Consider the following 17,407-nt stretch of genomic DNA (forward strand, 5'->3'; position numbering starts at 1 on the left):
CGGCGCAAGATGGTTGCCGGAGAAACGGCCGCCGGTGCTTGACGGCGGCCATTGCCCTTACTTGCCGACGCTGACGCCGTAGAACGAGTTCAGCGCGAACGGGCTGATCTTGAAGTCCTGCACGCTCTTGCGCATCGGCTGGTACACGGTGGAGTGGGCGATCGGGGTGATCGGCACCTGCTCCTTGAGGATGTGCTGGGCCTGCTTGTACAACTCGGTACGCTTGGCCTGGTCGGGGGTGCGCTTGGCATCCTTGATCAGCTTGTCGTAGGCCGGGTCGCACCATTTGGAGAAGTTGTTGCCATCCACGGCGTCGCAGCCGTAGAGGGTGCCCAGCCAGTTGTCCGGGTCACCGTTGTCGCCGCTCCAGCCGATCAGCATGGCGTCGTGCTCGCCGGCCTTGGCGCGCTTGATGTACTCGCCCCACTCGTAGGTAACGATCTTCGCCTTGATGCCGACCTTGGCCCAGTCGGACTGCAGCATCTCGGCCATCAGCTTGGCGTTGGGGTTGTACGGGCGCTGCACCGGCATGGCCCACAGGGTGATCTCGGTGCCTTCGGGTACGCCGGCCTTCTTCAGCAGTTCCTTGGCCTTTTCCGGGTTGTAGCCGGCGTCCTTGATGGTGTCGTCGTAGGACCACTGGGTCGGCGGCATGCCGTTCACGGCCAATTGGCCGGCGCCCTGGTAGACGGCGTCGATGATTGCCTTCTTGTTCACCGCCATGTCCAGCGCTTCGCGTACTTCGAGCTTGTCGAACGGCTTGTGCAGGACGTTGTAGGCGATGTAGCCGAGGTTGAAGCCCGGCTGCGACGGCATGCTCAGGTTCGGGTCCTTCTTCAGCGCTTCCAGGTCGGCCGGGCGCGGGAAGAGGGTGATCTGGCACTCGTTGGCCTTGAGTTTCTGCATGCGCACCGAGGCGTCGGTGTTGATGGCGAAGATCAGGTTGTCGATCTTCACCTCACCCTTGTTCCAGTAGTCGGGGTTGGCCTTGAAGCGGATCATCGCGTCCTTCTGGTAGCGACTGAAGACGAACGGGCCGGTACCGATGGGCTTCTGGTTGATGTCGGCTGCCTTGCCCTGCTTGAGCAACTGGTCGGCGTATTCGCCGGACTGGATCGAAGCGAAGCTCATGGCCAGGTTCTGGATGAACGCGGCGTCGACTTCGTTGAGGGTGAACTTGACGGTGTGGTCGTCGACCTTCTCCACCTTGGCGATGTTCGCGTCCATGCCCATGTCGGTGAAGTATGGGAATTCGGTCTGGTACGCCTTACGGAATGGATGGTTCTTGTCGAGCATGCGGTTGAAGGTGAACAGCACGTCGTCGGCGTTGAATTCGCGAGTCGGCTTGAAGTACTCCGTGGTATGGAACTTCACGCCGGAGCGCAGGTGGAAGGTGTAGGTCTTGCCGTCATCGGATACGTCCCACTTTTCCGCCAGGCCCGGGATGACCTGGGTGCCGCCGCGCTCGAACTGGGTGAGGCGGTTGAAGACCGTCTCGGCGGAGGCGTCGAAGTCAGTGCCGGTGGTGTACTGGCCGGGGTCGAAGCCCGCGGGGCTGCCTTCGGAGCAGTAGACCAGGTTGTTGGCGGCGTGGGCGAGGGGCGCGCTGGCGATCAGCCCGGCGGCAATCATGGAGCGGATGACGGCGTTCTTACGCATTTGGACCTCTGTTTATTCTGGTTGTCATCGAGGGGCAGCCTCGTGAGCTGCGTTGCGTGAAGCTATGCACGGCACATGCCGGGCGCAAGCGGCTGACCGGGGTGAGTGTAGAAGTTGTGACGCGGGTGCAAGGGAATGTCGCAATTTCGACAATGGGAACCGTGCGGTCGGGTGGCGGCGTCCCGGTCCCCGCAGACGCCGCGCTGCAAGAGGCCGGAAGTGTTACGGCATCTGCACCTCGATCGTGCCGTCGGCGCTGACGGTGACCTGGCTGGTACCGGCCTCGATTTCCTGCGCCGGGGCCGAGTCCATGGAGGAGAACTTGGCCGCGGCCATGCGCACCATTGGCATCGGGCGCGGCGCGCCGGAAGTGTTCAGGTTCAGGCTGACCAGCTTGTAGCCCTTGCCGCCGAGGGCGTCGGTGAGCACCTGGGCGCGCGCCTTGAAGGCGTCCACGGCGCCTTTCATCATCGCGTCCTCGTTCTTTGCGCGGGTGGCGTCAGCGATGCTGAAGTCCATGCTGCCCATCTTCAGCTTGCCCAGCAGGTCGGCGGTGAGCTGCGACAGGGTGGCGAAGTCGGTGCTTTCCAGGCGCAGTTCTGCGCGTTCACGCCAGGCGGTGATCTTCTGGCCCTTGTCGTCGTACACCGGGTAGCTGTTGCGGCTGCCCAGGCTGACGGTGACGCCCTTGGCCTTGCGCGCCTGCTCGACCGCCGCGTTTAGCGCAGTGGTGGTCTCGGCGGCCAGCTTGGCCGGGTCGGTGCCCTGGTTCTCGCTGAACAGGGTCACGTGCATCAGGTCGTGGGCGACTTCCTGGCTGACCTCGGCGCGCAGCGAAACCTGGTTGTAGCGCGGTTCGTCAGCCATGGCCCCGAGGCTGGTGGCGCACAGGGCGATGGCGGCGGCGATGGCGGTGAAGGGTTTCTTCAGTACAGACATGGATGACTCCTTGCTCCAGAAAGTGTCCGGGCCACAGCTTAGTAGAGGCAGTGGCGAGGACTGTCAGACCCTTTGACGGCTATTTGTTCGCAAGCGGGTTAAGGCCGGATGTCACCAATTGTTTCGTAGCGAGACGGCCGTCACGGGGCGCGCTGGAGTATGCTGTGGCGCTATGCCGCACAAAGGGGAGGGGGCACTTGGCTATACTCGCGCAAATTCCGGAATTCACCATGCGCCCACCGGTTTTCCAGCTGTCCGCCAGTCGTCAGAACCTCCTGCATCTGACGCTCATCCGTATTCTCGTCCTTGCCGCCCAGGCAGGTTCAGTCGGGCTTGCCTACAAGGCCCAGCTGATCCAGCTGCCCTGGCTCGCCCTGGGCGTGACCCTCGGCGTCTCCCTCGTCCTGTGCCTGGGCACCGCGCTGCGCCTGCGTGGCCCGTGGCCGGTCACCGAGCTGGAGTATGCCGTCCAGCTGGCCTGCGACCTGATCATCCACAGCGTGCTGCTGTATTACTCGGGCGGGTCGAGCAACCCCTTCGTCTCCTATTACCTGGTGCCGCTGACCATCGCTGCGGCGACCCTGCCGTGGCTCTACACCATCGTCCTGGCCGGCCTCGCCCTGGCCAGCTACACGGTGCTGCTGGTGTGGTTCCACCCGCTGGAGATGGCTGCCGGGCAGCGCGACAACCTGCTGATCTACGGCATGTGGCTGAGCTTCGCCCTCGCTGCCGCGCTGATCACCTTCTTCGTCGCGCGCATGTCCGAATCCCTGCGCCGCCAGGAACAATTGCAGGCGCAGCGCCGCGAGGAAGGCATGCGCGACCAGCAACTGCTGGCCGTCGCCACCCAGGCTGCCGGAGCCGCCCACGAACTGGGCACGCCGCTGGCGACCATGAGCGTACTGCTCAAGGAGTTGCGCCAGACCAATGCCGACCAGCCGATGTTGCAGGAAGATCTCGCCCTGCTGCAGGAGCAGGTCAAGCTCTGCAAGACCACCCTGCAGCACCTGGTGCGCGCCGCCGAGGCGGATCGTCGCCAGGCGGTGGAAGAGCAGGGCGCCAACGAATGGGTCGAGTCGGTGCTGCGTCGCTGGCACCTGATGCGCCCCGAAGCGAGCTACCGCTACCAGACGCTGGGCAAGGGCAAGGCGCCACGGATGATTCCGCCGACCGACCTGAGCCAGGCGCTGCTCAATCTTCTGAATAACGCGACGGACGCCTGTCCGGACGATCTGGACATCCGCCTGGACTGGGATGCCGGTGAAATCTGCCTGAGCATCCGCGACCAGGGCCCAGGCGTGCCGCTGGCCATTGCCGAACAGCTCGGCAAGCCGTTCTTCACCACCAAGGGCAAGGGGTTCGGCCTGGGGTTGTTCCTCAGCCAGGCCAGCGTGACCCGCGCAGGTGGAACGGTGAAGTTGTATAACCATGAAGATGGCGGCACTCTGACCGAGTTGCGTCTGCCCAGAAGCTATGGCGTGGCCTGAGAGCCGCGCCCGCGAGGAAGTACCATGAGCGAAGAGATCCTGTTCGAAGGCGAAGAGCAGCCCCACCTGCTGCTGGTGGACGACGATGCCACCTTTACCCGCGTCATGGCCCGCGCCATGACCCGTCGCGGGTTGCGGGTGTCGGTCGCCGGCTCCGCCGAGGAAGGCCTGGCCATGGCCAAGGAAGATCTGCCCGACTACGCCGTGCTCGACCTGAAAATGGACGGCGATTCCGGCCTGGTGCTGCTGCCCAAGCTGCTCGAGCTCGATGCCGAGATGCGCGTAGTGATCCTCACTGGCTACTCCAGCATTGCCACCGCGGTGGAAGCGATCAAGCGCGGTGCCACCAACTACCTGTGCAAACCGGCCGATGCCGACGATGTGCTGACTGCACTGCTGTCACAACATGCCGACCTGGAAACCCTGGTGCCGGAAAACCCCATGTCGGTCGACCGCCTGCAGTGGGAACATATCCAGCGCGTGCTTGCCGAACATGACGGCAACATCTCCGCGACCGCCCGAGCGCTGGGTATGCACCGGCGCACATTGCAACGTAAGCTGCAGAAACGCCCGGTGAGGCGTTAAGCGATCGATAACACAGGAGGGGCGCCAATGAGCGCTCCTTTTTATTTTCCGCCGTGCGAGCCCGACCCATGACCGACAGTGCCGAATACCGGGCCGCGAACGATGCCGTTCGCAGCCGCTTCTTCCACCGCGTCTGGCACCTCACCGCGCTCTACTGGCGCAGCGAAGAGAAGGGCATGGCCTGGCTGCTGCTGCTCGTGGTGATCGCCCTCTCGCTGGTGGGCGTGGCCCTCAGCGTCTGGCTCAACAGCTGGTACCGCGACTTCTACAACGCCCTGCAGAACAAGGACCTGAACAGCTTCATCCACCTGATGCTGATGTTCTCCGGGATCGCCGCGGTGTTCATCCTCACGGCGGTTTACCGGCTGTACCTGACCCAGATGCTGACCATCCGCTGGCGCCGCTGGCTGACCGAGAAGCACTTCGCTGCCTGGCTGGGCGACAAGAGCTACTACCGCCTGGAACAGCGTGGCCACACCGACAACCCCGACCAGCGCCTGACCGAGGACCTCGACAACTTCACCAGCACCACCCTGAGCCTCGGCCTGGGGCTGATCCGCAACGTGGTCAGCCTGGTGTCCTTCTCGGTGATCCTCTGGGGCGTTTCCGGCAGCATCGAGCTGTTCGGCATCACCATCCCTGGCTACATGTTCTGGGTGGCACTGGTGTATGCGGCGGTGGGCAGCTGGCTGACGCACCTGATCGCCCGTCGCCTGATCGGCCTGAACAACCAGCAGCAGCGCTACGAGGCCGACCTGCGCTTCGGCCTGGTGCGGGTGCGCGAAAACGCCGAAAGCATCGCCCTGTACAACGGCGAGGCCAACGAGAACGAACGCCTGATGGGCCGCTTCCGCAATGTCTGGGGCAACTTCTGGGAGCTGATGAAGGTTCAGAAGCGCCTGACCTTCTTCACCTCCGGCTACGCCCAGATCGCCACCGTATTCCCCTTCATTGTTGCCGCACCGCGCTACTTCTCCGGGCAGATCCAGCTCGGCGAGCTCATGCAGATCAATTCCGCCTTCAGCAACGTGCAGGACAGCATGAGCTGGTTCATCGACGCCTACACCAGCCTCGCCAGCTGGCGGGCGACCAGTGATCGTCTGCTGAGTTTCCGCGGCGCCATGGCCGAGACCACCCAGGAATCGGCGAATATCGACGTGCGCAAGACCGGCAGCAGCCTGCAGCTGCAGGACCTGACTCTGAGCCTGGGCAGCGGCCGTGAACTGCTGGAGCCGACCCGCCTGACCATCAATGCCGGCGAGCACGTGCTGATCGGCGGCCCCTCCGGCGGCGGCAAGAGCACCCTGCTACGTGCCATGAGCGGCCTGTGGCGCTATGGCAGCGGTGTGGTGCAGATGCCCGAAGGACGCAGCCTGTTCGTCCCGCAGAAGCCCTACCTGCCCATTGGCACCCTGGCCGAAGCGCTCTGCTACCCGGAGCCCGGCAACAGCCACGATGCCCAGCGCATGAAGGAGGTGCTGCATCTGTGTCGCCTGGATACCCTGGCGGCGCGCTTGGACGAGGCTGACCACTGGCAGCGTGTGCTCTCTCCGGGTGAGCAGCAGCGTCTGGCGATTGCCCGCGCACTGCTTTACGCGCCGCAATGGCTGTTCCTCGACGAGGCCACATCAGCCCTGGACGAGTCCGACGAAGCTGCGCTCTATCAAGTGCTGCTGGAGCAACTGCCCGAGGTGACGCTGGTCAGCATTGGCCACCGGGTCAGCCTCAAGCGCTTCCACCCGCGTCAGCTGCGCCTGGAAGAGCATCGCCTGGAGGAAATGGAAGCTGTCCTCCCTGCGTAGTGGCAGTTTGATTCACTGGAAAAATGTGATGGGCTGAGTGGGAAACATCTGAAAGTCTTCTCAGACAGGATGAATTCTTCTTATTTATTTACATTTTTCAGTGCTTAACCGCTGCGAAGTTTTCAATAACAGGTACCCTGTGCACCCCGGCGGCCCACCCGCCGGGCTGAATGCCATCCAACGGTACCTGCATGAAGTCCCTCTCCCCGTCACGACAGGCTTTGACCCGTTCCGACCTGCGCCTCGTCGATCCGCGCCGGTTGCTGCTGGGCGCTGCCTGTGTGTCCGTGGTGCTCGCCGCTGCAGCCTTCGCTGGTGGCCTGTGGCTCGGCCGCTCGCAGGTCGAGCCGGTGATGGTGCCGGTGGCGCAGGCCGAGGAAGCGCCGGACGAATCTGGCGAGCGTTTTGCCGCCGAGCGCATCGGCGAGTTGACGGGCCGTCTGCAGGTACTGGAGAAGGATGCCGACTACCTGCTCAAGGCCGTCGACAGCCACGATGAAATCGCCCGCAAGCTGTCCAGGGTCGACCCGGAGCTGGTGCCCGCTCCCAAGGCCAAGCCCGGTACCCAACGCAACGAAGGCGGCATCCTGCTGCCGCCGCGCGCCTGCGTCGATCCGTTGCCGGCCGCTGCCGCCGATCTGGAGCGCAACGAACAATCCGCCAAGTGCCTGCGCCGGGTCTTCGACCTGGTGATGGACCAGGTAGCCCGGCGCAACGCCGACTTCATGGCCATCCCCGCGCGCCGGCCGATGGAGCAGGCGCGCCTGGGCTCGCCCTTCGGCAACCGCGTTGACCCGTTCAACCGGCACCTGGCGTTCCATTCCGGGCAGGACTTCTCCGCGCCCACTGGCAGCCCGATCCACGCTGCTGCCGGCGGCCGGGTGATTGTCTCCGGCCCGCATGCCTCCTACGGCAATCGGGTGGAAATCGACCACGGCAATGGCCTGGTCACCCGCTACGCCCATGCTTCCAAGCTGCTGGTGAAGGTCGGCGATGTGGTCATGCCGGGGCAGGAGATCGCCAAGGTCGGCTCCACTGGCCGCTCCACCGGCCCGCACCTGCACTTCGAGGTGCTCTACCACGGCGAATTCGTCGACCCGCAGAACTTCCTTTCCCTGGGTGGCATGGAGATCGACAGCGATGGCCTGGCCACGGACTAAGAAGCCTACCACCCGCCAGCTGCTGCGCGCTGAGCACCGCCCCCACGTTCCCCGCGGCTATGCCTGGCTGGGCTGGTCCTTGCTGGTGCTGGCCGTACTGGCCCTGCTCGCGGCCGGCGCCTGGCAGCTGCGCGCCAGGGACGACGGGCAATTGCACGAACGCATCGAGACGCTCGAGGCGCAGAACGCCGAACTGACCGAGGCGATCGAGGAAAAGCGCCTGCAGGGCGAGGAGGAGCGCGCCAATCGCGAGCAACTGATGCAGCGAATCGACGCCATGTCCGCCGAAATCAAGAAACTCAAGACCGAGCTGGCCTTCTACCGCCAGCAGAAACCTGGCAAGTAGCCCGCGCCGAGGGCGCAAGGAAACACGATGTTCAGCAACAGCAAGAAGAAAGGTCCGCAGGTGTCGGTGGACAAGTTCTCCAGCCTGCTTTCGGGCAATGTCGATCTGGTCGGCGACCTGCAGTTCCAGGATGGCCTGAAGATCCTCGGCACGGTGAAGGGCAACGTCCGCCACAAGCCCGGCGCGGCCAGCCTGCTGGCGCTCAGCGCGGAAGGGCGGATCGAGGGCAACGTCAGCAGCTACGACGCGCTGATCGACGGTACCATCATCGGCGACCTCTACGTCGAGCACCTGCTGGAACTGCACTCCAACGCACGGGTGGTTGGCAACATCCAGTACCGCCAGCTGAGCATGGAAAACGGCGCCACTGTCGACGGCAAGCTCACCCGCCTGGCCGATGGTGAAGCGCCCAAGCCACTGGAGCTGCCGGCACCGGTGAAGGAAGAAGTGGCCGAGGCCTGATTTGCCCCGGCGGGATCGGTACTTAGCTTGCTATGATTGCCGGCCCCACTATCCAGACACTTGCGCCCCATGCTCGCCCTGCTGCTCCAGACCTTCGCCATCACCGCTCCGGTGTTCGCCATGCTGTTCCTCGGAGTGCTGCTGCGTCGCGTCGGGGCGATCAATCCGGAGTTCATCCAGACCGCCTCGGCGCTGGTGTTCAACGCCACCATGCCGGCAATGCTGTTCCTCGGCATCTACCACTCCGACCTGCACAGCGCGGCGCGTCCGCAGGTGCTGCTGTATTTCTGTGCGGCGACGCTGGTGGGCTTCCTGCTGGCCTGGGGCTGGGCGGCGTGGCGGGTGCCGCGCGAAGACCGTGGCGTGTTTGTCCAGGGCTCGTTCCGCGGCAACAACGGCATCATCGGCCTGGCCCTGGCCACCAGCCTCTATGGTGAGCACGGCCTGGCACTGGGCTCGGTGCTCGCGGCGCTGGTGATCCTCTGCTACAACACGCTGTCCTCGGTGGTGCTGGCGATCTACAGCCCGAGCATGAAGTCCGACCCGCTGAGCATCGCCCGCAACGTCATCTGCAACCCGCTGATCATCAGCGTACTGGCGGCGCTGCCGTTCTCCTGGTTCGGCATTGGCCTGCCACAGTGGCTGCTGACCTCCGCCGACTATTTCGCGCAGATGACCCTGCCGCTGGCGCTGGTGTGCATCGGCGGCACCCTGTCGCTGGCCTCGTTGCGTGAAAGCGGCCGGCTGGCAGTGGGCGCGAGCCTGATGAAGATGGTCTGGCTGCCGATCATCTGCACCTCCGTTGCCTGGGCACTGGGTTTCCGTGGCGCCGAGCTGGGCGTGCTGTTCCTGTATTTCGCCAGCCCCACGGCGGCGGCCAGCTACGTCATGGCCCGCGCCGCCAACGGCAATCACGAGCTGGCGGCGTCGATCATCGTCATCACCACGCTGGTGGCGGCCTTGACCACCAACGTCGGCATCTTCGTCCTGCAGTGGGGCGGCTGGATGTGACTCGACCGATGTCGAGAATCTTCCAATCGGGGTTGCGCCAAAAGCCATTCGGCTTGTAGGAATTTTCTGAAAGATCGCCCTGCGTCGCAACAGCGCGCGAAGTCCATTCCGCGCGTCGACAAGACCGGTTACATTTGGCTCCCCCCGCTATGCACGATCAAGGAATGTTCATGCAGCCCACGCGTCGGATGGTTCGTGCCGTCTTCTTTCTGTCAGCCAGTCTCCTGGCTGCGACGGTCGCTGCCGAGCCGAGCGCGCAGCTCAGCAGCCCCACCGGCGGCTGGCGCTATTCCGGCCTGAACGATGATCCCAGCGTACCCCGCGTGGCCTATCCGACTCCGCCGATCGACCGTGGCGGCGTGCGTGGCCGCAGCCTGATCGAGGGCCACCTGCGCGAAGTGGCCGGCGTCGACCGCGCCCAGCGCCTGGTGATCAACGGCAACCCGCTGCCGCTGTATACCGACGCCGAAGGCAAGTTCGTCCGGCCCTACAACTTCGGGACCGGCAGCAACAGCGTCGAAGTCGCCAGCGCCGAGGGCAAATCCCTCAAGCGCATCCAGTTCTACGAAGCCAACCGGGGCCGCATCCCGCCGCGCATCCGCCTGGTGCTGGGCTGGAACGACCCCAAGGCCGAACTCGACCTGCATATCGTCACGCCCGACGGCCAGCATGCCTTCTGGGCCAACCCGCGCCTGAGCAACGGCGGTGGCCTGGACCCGGACGGCGTCGATGGCCCCGGCCCGGAAATGTTCACCATGGCTGCGCCGCTGCACGGCACCTACCTGGTCTACGTCAACTACTGGGGCAACTACAACGCCAGCCAGGGTTACAACTTCCAGGAAGGCAACCACGAGCAGGACGTGATCACCGCCGAGATCAACCTGGTGTTCAATGAGAACACCGTCAACGAGAAGCGCGAGACCTTCGTGGTGCCCATGCGCACCATCGGCGATCTGGTGCTGGTGAAGACCTTCAACTACTGAATTCGCCCCTCGCAGGGATGACACGGGACAAGCGATCGATGAGCGACAATACGCCCTCCAGCAGCCAAGACAGCACCCCCACGCCGCCGTCGGCACAGGCCCCGCGCCGTGGCCCGCTGATCGCCATCGGCGCGCTCGCCGCCGCCCTGGTGGCCGGCGGCCTGGCCCTGGCCTTCGGCCTGATCCCGGCCTTCCACTCGGCGCCGGTGGGCACCCTGGAAGCACCGGAAAGCCCGGACGTGGTGCGCGACCTCAAGTGCCCGGACGCGCTGATCGAGAGCGCATCCCTCAGCCAGCTGCCCAAGGCCGTACTGGAAGTGCCGCTGCTGCGCGACGTGCTCACCGAGGACTTCGTCTTCTATTACGAGAACAACGCTGACCGCCTGGGCCTGACCGGCACCCTGCGGCGCATCGTCTACGAGCACGACCTGACCCTGAAGGACAGCGTGATCGAGGAACTGCTCGACCAGCCGGCCCAGGTCGCCCTGTGGCGAGGCGCCGATGGTCGCCTGCGCGACTTCATGGTGGTGCTCAAACGCGGTGGCCTGGCCAAGGTGCTGGAGCCGCTGGCCAAGGTCGCAGCCGATGACACGCAGCTGAAGAAGGTTGCGGAAATCCAGGTGAAGGGCAGCGCCACGCCGGTTTACAGCCTGCGTTACGGCGCCGAGAAAACCCTGCTGTTCGTCTCCCGTGGCGACCAGATGCTGGTGCTGTCGCACTCGAAGATGCTGTTCCCCAATCCCGGTTACGACGACCTCGGCGAGGCGGATGCCGCCGTGGCCAAGGACCTGGGCGCGGCGCTGGAAGGCGAGCCGCTGTTCGCCAGCGACTTCGGCCTGGAGCCGCGCGGTGAGTTGAAGCAGCGCATCACCCTGGGGGCTGGCGTGCTCGCCATGGGCTACCAGCGCTTCATCCCGACCTTTGCCGGCGTGCGCTTCGAGCAGGGCAAGGAAGGCGGCTGGCACAGCTACCTGGCGCTGAACGAAGTCGCCCGCCAGCCGGACCTGGATTTCACCCCTGTCTGGCAAGCCATGCCCATGGGCGCCAGCGCCTGCGTGGCGCTGCCGGTGACGCCGGGCCTGTACGACAACATGCTGGTCAAGCTGGGCGCCGAGCAGAAGATGGCGGTGTCCTTCTCCGAGCACCTGTCCGGCGCCGCCGGCCTGTGCTGGTACCCCGATTCGCGTCTGCACTCGCCGCTGCTGGTGGTGAAGCTCGACGCACCGGCCGGCCCGGAGCTGGACGAACAACTGGGCAAGCTGTTCGGCAGCATGGTCGGCGCCTACGAGGCCAACGTGCAGGAGCACGTGTTCCCGGTGGACAGCCAGGCCGCCGGCGAAGGTCGCCTGTGGCAGCGCCAGGTCAGTTCGCGCTTCGGCCAGTACGCCGCCAGCGAGGCGGGCAACCCCGACCAGGTCAGCGGCAACGGCTTCTTCCGCGTCAGCCTGCTGCGCGATGGCAACACCCTGCTGTTCTCCATCGACGACAAGCTGCTCAACAAGGCCCGCAACACCCTGGCCAAGCGCTACCCGCCGCTGGCCGACGTGCTGCCCAAGGATGCCATGGTGCCCGCGTACCTGGCGCCCAAGACCCTCTCCGAACTGCTCAAGCGCGAGACCCTCGACAGCCTGCCGCAGGACATTGAACCGGTGTTCCGCAACGCCGCCGACACGCTGCTCCTGCCGCGCCTGAAGACTCTCGCCGGCAACGGTTCCTACGCCCTGACCCTGCCGGCCGGCAGCGAGCCCAGCGGTGAATGGAAGTGGCTGCCGCTGGACTGGAAGGCGCTGTGATCCGAGCTTCTCTCACGCTGCTCGGCAGCCTGCTGCTCGCCACCCTGGCGCATGCGGCGGAGCCGGCGCTGGATGCGCAGCAGACCCAGGTGTTCCGCGCCTGGTTCGTGCGCATTGCCGAGGAGCAGCTGCGCCGCGGGCCGAACCCGCGCTGGTACCAGCAGGACTGCGCGGGCCTCGTGCGCTTCGCCGCCAACGAGGCGCTGAAGGTGCACGACGCCAAGTGGCTGCGCGCCAACGGCATGTCCAACCGCTACCTGCCGCCGGAGCTGGAACTCTCCGAAGCGCAGCGCAATCTGGCACAGACCTGGCAGCAGGGCGGCGGCAAGAGCGGCCCCTACGTCAACGCGATCAAACTCATTCAGTACAACAGCCAGCTCGTCGGCCGCGACCTCAACCAGGCCCGGCCGGGCGACCTGATGTTCTTCGACCAGGGCGATGACCAGCATCTGATGATCTGGATGGGCCGCGACATCGCTTATCACACCGGCACTCGTACGGCGACCGACAACGGCATGCGCTCGGTCAGCCTGCAACAACTCATGACATGGAAGGACACCCGATGGATACCCGACGAATCCAATCCCAACTTTATCGGCGTCTATCGCTTGTCCTTCCTGACCCGATGAACGCGCTGCGCGGCATGGCCGCTGCCCTGGCCTGCGCCGGCCTGTTCGCCGCCGCGCCCGTACTCGTGCAGGCAGACGACGACGTCCCGGCGAGCGGCTACACGCCCATGGCCGGCGAGTCGTTCTTCCTGCTGGCCGACTCAAGCTTCGCTTCCGACGAGGTGGCCAAGGTGCGCCTGGAAGCGCCGGGCCGCGACTACCGTCGCTACCGCATGGAGCCCTACGGAGGCGCGGATATCCGTGTCTACCGCATCGACCAGCCGCTGGAATTCCTCAAGCGCCAGAAGAACCTGCACCGCGTGCTGTCCGAGGGGCAGTTCAAGGGTGAGGGCCTGTCCAACACCCTGGCCTACCTGTGGGACAACTGGTACCGCAAATCGCGTCGGGTGATGCAGCGGACCTTCTCCTACGAATCGCGCCAGCAGGTCACCGAGGTGGTGCCCGAGCTGAAAATGGGCAACGCCATCGCCGCGCCGACTCCCTATGACGCGCAGCCGCAGTACGCGCCGATTCCCGGCCTGCCGATGGTCAGCCAGTTCCGCTACCCGCTGTGGGATGCCAAGCCCATCCAGCCGCCGAAGGAAGTCACCCTGGCCGGCTCCTCCAGCGAGTTCATCAACGTCGCCCCGGGCAACGTCTACGTGCCGCTGGGCAAGCTGAAGCCGGGCCTGTATCTGGTCGAAGCGCTGGTCGGCAAGTACCGCGCGACCACCGTGGTGTTCGTCTCCAACAGCGTCGCGGTGAGCAAGATCGCCGGCAGCGAACTGCTGGTGTGGACTGCACGCAAGCATGAAGGCACGCCGGTCAGCGGCGCCAAGGTGCTGTGGACCGACGGCCTGGGCGTGATGAGCAGCGGCAGCAGCGACGCCGACGGCCTGCTGCGCCTGCAGCACGTCAGCCCCGAGCGCTCCTTCGTGATCGGCGAGGACGAGGAGGGCGGTGTCTTCGTCTCCGAGAACTTCTATTACGACAGCGAAATCTACGACACCAAGCTCTACGCCTTCACCGACCGCCCGCTGTACCGTCCGGGCGACTGGGTGTCGCTGAAGATTGTCGGCCGCGAGTTCAAGAACTCCCGCGAATCGCAGTCGCCGCAAAGCGCGCCACTGCGCCTGTCGGTGATCGACGCCGCCGGCACCACGCTGCAGACCCTCGACCTCAAGTACGACGCCAAGAGCGGCACCAACGGCCGCTTCCAGCTGCCGGCCAACGCCGTTGCCGGCGGCTACGAGCTGCGCTTCGACTACCGCGACCAGACCTACAGCAGCGCCTTCCGCGTCGCTGAGTACATCAAGCCGCACTTCGAGATTTCCCTCGACCTGGCCAAGCCCGACTTCAAGACCGGCGAACCGGTGAAGGGCAACCTGATCCTGCTCTACCCGGACGGCAAGCCGGTGGCCAATGCGCGCCTGGAGCTGAGCCTGCGCGCCCAGCAGCTGTCCATGGTGGACAACGAACTGCAGTACCTCGGCCAGTTCCCCGTGGAGCTGACCAGCGCGCAGATCACCACCGACGACCAGGGCCGCGCCGCGCTGGACCTGCCGGCGGCGGAGAAACCCAGCCGCTACATGCTCACCGTGTTCGCCAGCGATGGCGCCGCGTACCGGGTGAAGACCAGCAAGGAAATCCTCATCGAGCGTGGCGCCGCGCGTTATCGCGTGAGCGCGCCGCAGCGCTTCAGCGCCGCCGGTGACAAGGTCGAGTTCAGCTACGCCGCCGAACAGCAGACGCAAATCCAGCCGACCGCCTACCGCTGGCTGCGCCTGGAAGACCGCAGCAGCGGCGACGGCGCAGTGGAAGGCGGCAAGTTCGCCATCACCTTCGACAAGCCCGGCACCTACAGCGTCGAGCTGCGCGACAAGGCCGGCCAGCTGCTCGGCGGCACCGGCCACTCGGTCAGCGGCGACGGTGTGAAAGCCGTGCCGGGGACCGTGGAAATCGTCCTCGACAAGACTGAGTACAAGGCCGGCGAAGAAGCCCTGGCGCTGATCACCTTCCCCGAGCCGGTGGACGATGCGCTGCTGTCGCTTGAGCGCGACAAGGTCGAGGCCACCGCGCTGCTGTCCAAGGGCGGCGACTGGCTGAAGCTGGAGAAGCTCAACCCGACCCAGTACCGCGCGCGTATCCCGGTGAAGCCGGAGTTCTCGCCGAACCTGACCTTCTCCGTGCTCTATACCCGCAGCGGCGACTACAGCTTCCAGAACGCCGGCATCAAGGTTGCGGTGCCGCAGGTGGAAATCGCCGTCAGCACCGACAAGGAACGCTACGAGCCGGGCGAGACGGTCACCGTCAACCTCGATACCGTCTACGCCGGCAAGCCCGTCTCCAGCCACCTCACCGTCAGCGTGGTGGACGAGATGATCTACGCGCTGCAGCCAGAGATCGCCCCGGGCATCGACCAGTTCTTCTACCACCCGCGGCGCAACAACGTGCGTACCAGCGCCAGCCTGTCGTTCATCAGCTACGACGTTGCACTGCCCGGTACGCCCAGCGCGCCCGGCCGTGCCAACCGCAGCGAACGTGGGGTGAAGGTGCTGGAACGCCCGCGCCGCGAGGAAGTCGACACCGCTGCCTGGGAACCGGAGCTGGTCACCGATGCCAACGGCAAGGCCCAGTTCAAGTTCCGCATGCCTGACTCCCTGACCCGCTGGCGCATCACTGCCCGCGCCATGGATGACCAGGGCCAGGTTGGCCAGAAGAAGCAGTTCATCCGCTCCGAGAAGCCGCTGTACCTGAAATGGAGCGGCCCGAAACGCTTCCGCAGCGGCGATGCGCCGGACCTTGGCCTGTTCGTCTTCAACCAGGGCGAGCAGGACACCAAGGCCGAGCTGCTGATCCGCGCCAACGGCGCAGAGCAGACCCAGGCGCTGGAGCTCAAGCGCGGCGTGAACTACATCGCCCTGCCGCAACAGCCGCTCAGTGATGGCGACTGGAGCGTCGAACTGCGCCAGGATGGCCAGGTGCGCGACAGCCTCGGCGTGCACTTCAGCCTGGCGGCCGACAGCTGGCAGGTGTTGCAGTCCAAGCCGCTGCAGGTCAATGCGCAGAACACCCCGCTGGAGCTGCCGGCGGATGCCCGCGATGTCAGCCTGCGCCTGGACGACAGCGCCCAGGCCCTGCTGCGCGGCAACCTCGACTCGCTGCTGGATTACCCCTGGGGTGGCGTCGAGCAGACCGCCAGCCAACTGCTGCCGCTGAGCATCGCCTATCCGACCCTGGCCAACAGCGAGCCGCGCGTGCGTGACCGCCTGCGCCTGATCATGCAGACCAGCCGTCTGCGCCTGGTGCAGATGGCCGGCCCGGACGCCTACTTCACCTGGTGGGGCGGCGAAGACAACGACGCCTTCCTCACCGCTTACGCCTACTACGCCGACTGGTACGCCAGCCGCGCGCTGGAAATCCAGCTGCCGCCGGACCACTGGCAGCGCGTGCTGGAGCTGTATTCCGCGCGCGCCAGTGCCACGCCGCTGCTGCAGCGTGCGCTGATCCTGGCCTTCGCCCGCGACATGCAACTGCCGGTGCAGACCCTGGTCAGCGGCCTGCTGACCGACCTGGAGAATGCCGGCAACGGCGAGTCGGCGAAGTCGATCAACGACCTCGACAGCGAAGACAGCCTGGTCATGGGCGACCCCGACTCCGAGCTGGGCCTGGCCGCTGCCCGTGTGCTGGCGGCCAGCCTGGCCGAGCAGAACAAGGTCGCGCTGCCGGCGGGCTTCGCCAAGCAACTGGATGGCGCACGCCTGAAGCTGAACACCAGCGAGCAGCCGTTCGCCCGCGCGGTGCAGCTGTACAGCGGCCCGGCGGACGCCAGCCGCGCCCGCTCGCTGCTGCAGAGCCTGGCACCGCAGCAATCCACCATCGAGCGCGCCCTGGCCCTGGCCTGGATGCAGCGTGCCGTGGCCGCCACTCCTGCAGCCGAACTACCGCAGCCGGTGGCCGACTGGAAGGAAGGCCGCAGCACCACCGGTGATGCGTTCTGGAAATGGCAGGGCAAGGAGGCTCCGGCCCAGCTCGACCTCAGCGCCGCGCCGTCGCGCACGCTCAATGCCTCGGTCACCTTCCGCAGCGCGCAGGCTCCGGCCAGCCAGCTGCCGGTGACCATCAAGCGTCGTCTGCTGCGCCTGGTGCCGGGTGACGAAGCCTTCGCCTTCAAGGCCGAGGAACTGGGCAGCAAGCCGCTGTCCAGCGACGAGCTGTACCTGGATGAAGTGACCCTGACCACCGAGCAGGCGCAAGCCCTGCGCTACGGCATGCTGGAAGTGCCGCTGCCGCCGGGCGCGGACGTCGAGCGCACCACCTGGGGCCTGCAGATCAGCGGCCTGGGCGGCGTCGAGGCGACCAGCCTGGAGCGCGCGCGCAACGAACCGGGCGACCTGTTCTACGGCGTGCCGGTGGACACCCTGAGCGGCGAGCTGCGCTTCCGCCACCTGGTGCGCTTCTCGCAGAAGGGCGAGTTCGTCCTGCCGCCGGCGCGTTACCAGCGGCTCTATTCGCCGCAGGAGCAGGCGCTGGAGCAGCAGCCGGCCCTGGCGAAGATCAAGGTCCAGTAAG

Annotated in this window: 13 protein-coding genes; 11 read left to right on the top strand and 2 right to left on the bottom strand. The window is 65.8% G+C overall.

The features are described from left to right. Positions 1–57: 57 nt before the first annotated feature. Positions 58–1,659, bottom strand: a complete 1,602-nt coding sequence (locus tag QO207_RS14765; RefSeq protein ID WP_301533132.1) for an ABC transporter substrate-binding protein — start codon at positions 1,657–1,659, stop codon at positions 58–60. A gap of 222 nt (positions 1,660–1,881) precedes the next feature. Further along, positions 1,882–2,598, bottom strand: coding sequence for an SIMPL domain-containing protein (locus tag QO207_RS14770; RefSeq protein ID WP_301533133.1), 717 nt, complete (start codon positions 2,596–2,598; stop codon positions 1,882–1,884). A 230-nt stretch (positions 2,599–2,828) separates the two neighbouring features. On the opposite strand from QO207_RS14770, the gene QO207_RS14775 reads away from it, so the two are divergent. From QO207_RS14775 to QO207_RS14825, 11 genes are all read left to right on the top strand, one after another. After that, positions 2,829–4,085, top strand: a complete 1,257-nt coding sequence (locus QO207_RS14775; RefSeq protein ID WP_301533134.1) for an ATP-binding protein — start codon at positions 2,829–2,831, stop codon at positions 4,083–4,085. Positions 4,086–4,109: 24 nt separating this feature from the next. Continuing rightward, the gene (locus QO207_RS14780; protein ID WP_017518181.1) at positions 4,110–4,670 is read left to right on the top strand and encodes a response regulator transcription factor; all 561 of its coding nucleotides are present in this window, start codon (positions 4,110–4,112) and stop codon (positions 4,668–4,670) included. Between the two features lie 68 nt (positions 4,671–4,738). Further along, complete coding sequence (locus QO207_RS14785; RefSeq protein ID WP_301533135.1) at positions 4,739–6,472, top strand: ABC transporter ATP-binding protein/permease; 1,734 nt, start codon at positions 4,739–4,741, stop codon at positions 6,470–6,472. A 191-nt stretch (positions 6,473–6,663) separates the two neighbouring features. Next, positions 6,664–7,632 (top strand): M23 family metallopeptidase, encoded by a 969-nt coding sequence (locus QO207_RS14790; RefSeq protein ID WP_301533136.1) that lies wholly within the window; start codon positions 6,664–6,666, stop codon positions 7,630–7,632. After that, on the top strand, positions 7,613–7,978 hold the full coding sequence (locus QO207_RS14795) for a hypothetical protein (protein WP_301533137.1): 366 nt from the start codon (positions 7,613–7,615) through the stop codon (positions 7,976–7,978). The genes QO207_RS14790 and QO207_RS14795 overlap by 20 nt, the downstream gene beginning before the upstream one ends. Before the next feature lie 27 nt (positions 7,979–8,005). Continuing rightward, entirely contained in the window at positions 8,006–8,440 is a 435-nt protein-coding gene (locus QO207_RS14800) for a polymer-forming cytoskeletal protein (protein ID WP_301533138.1), read from the top strand. A 69-nt stretch (positions 8,441–8,509) separates the two neighbouring features. Continuing rightward, positions 8,510–9,451 carry an AEC family transporter gene (locus tag QO207_RS14805; protein WP_301533139.1) on the top strand — a complete coding sequence of 314 codons (942 nt, stop codon included), beginning with the start codon at positions 8,510–8,512 and terminating at the stop codon, positions 9,449–9,451. 188 nt (positions 9,452–9,639) lie between these two features. Continuing rightward, complete coding sequence (locus tag QO207_RS14810) at positions 9,640–10,434, top strand: YfaP family protein (RefSeq protein ID WP_301533242.1); 795 nt, start codon at positions 9,640–9,642, stop codon at positions 10,432–10,434. Positions 10,435–10,472: 38 nt separating this feature from the next. Next, the gene (locus QO207_RS14815) at positions 10,473–12,227 is read left to right on the top strand and encodes a DUF2138 domain-containing protein (protein ID WP_301533140.1); all 1,755 of its coding nucleotides are present in this window, start codon (positions 10,473–10,475) and stop codon (positions 12,225–12,227) included. After that, positions 12,191–12,856 (top strand): DUF1175 domain-containing protein, encoded by a 666-nt coding sequence (locus tag QO207_RS14820; RefSeq protein WP_301533141.1) that lies wholly within the window; start codon positions 12,191–12,193, stop codon positions 12,854–12,856. The genes QO207_RS14815 and QO207_RS14820 overlap by 37 nt, the downstream gene beginning before the upstream one ends. Beyond that, positions 12,853–17,406 (top strand): alpha-2-macroglobulin, encoded by a 4,554-nt coding sequence (locus QO207_RS14825; RefSeq protein WP_301533142.1) that lies wholly within the window; start codon positions 12,853–12,855, stop codon positions 17,404–17,406. The genes QO207_RS14820 and QO207_RS14825 overlap by 4 nt, the downstream gene beginning before the upstream one ends. Position 17,407: the final 1 nt, after the last annotated feature.

It is taken from the genome of Pseudomonas sp. CAN1 (assembly GCF_030462585.1).
In the GTDB taxonomy this organism is placed as follows: Bacteria; Pseudomonadota; Gammaproteobacteria; order Pseudomonadales; family Pseudomonadaceae; genus Pseudomonas.

Excerpts from the sequence above, each read along its gene's own strand:
- QO207_RS14825 (WP_301533142.1), top strand. The coding sequence starts at position 12,853 with ATGAACGCGCTGCGCGGCATGGCCGCTGCCCTGGCCTGCGCCGGCCTG.
- QO207_RS14770 (WP_301533133.1), bottom strand. The coding sequence starts at position 2,598 with ATGTCTGTACTGAAGAAACCCTTCACCGCCATCGCCGCCGCCATCGCC.
- QO207_RS14820 (WP_301533141.1), top strand. The coding sequence starts at position 12,191 with ATGGAAGTGGCTGCCGCTGGACTGGAAGGCGCTGTGATCCGAGCTTCT.
- QO207_RS14765 (WP_301533132.1), bottom strand. The coding sequence starts at position 1,659 with ATGCGTAAGAACGCCGTCATCCGCTCCATGATTGCCGCCGGGCTGATC.
- QO207_RS14785 (WP_301533135.1), top strand. The coding sequence starts at position 4,739 with ATGACCGACAGTGCCGAATACCGGGCCGCGAACGATGCCGTTCGCAGC.
- QO207_RS14780 (WP_017518181.1), top strand. The coding sequence starts at position 4,110 with ATGAGCGAAGAGATCCTGTTCGAAGGCGAAGAGCAGCCCCACCTGCTG.
- QO207_RS14795 (WP_301533137.1), top strand. The coding sequence starts at position 7,613 with ATGGCCTGGCCACGGACTAAGAAGCCTACCACCCGCCAGCTGCTGCGC.
- QO207_RS14775 (WP_301533134.1), top strand. The coding sequence starts at position 2,829 with ATGCGCCCACCGGTTTTCCAGCTGTCCGCCAGTCGTCAGAACCTCCTG.
- QO207_RS14805 (WP_301533139.1), top strand. The coding sequence starts at position 8,510 with ATGCTCGCCCTGCTGCTCCAGACCTTCGCCATCACCGCTCCGGTGTTC.
- QO207_RS14815 (WP_301533140.1), top strand. The coding sequence starts at position 10,473 with ATGAGCGACAATACGCCCTCCAGCAGCCAAGACAGCACCCCCACGCCG.
- QO207_RS14810 (WP_301533242.1), top strand. The coding sequence starts at position 9,640 with ATGGTTCGTGCCGTCTTCTTTCTGTCAGCCAGTCTCCTGGCTGCGACG.
- QO207_RS14790 (WP_301533136.1), top strand. The coding sequence starts at position 6,664 with ATGAAGTCCCTCTCCCCGTCACGACAGGCTTTGACCCGTTCCGACCTG.
- QO207_RS14800 (WP_301533138.1), top strand. The coding sequence starts at position 8,006 with ATGTTCAGCAACAGCAAGAAGAAAGGTCCGCAGGTGTCGGTGGACAAG.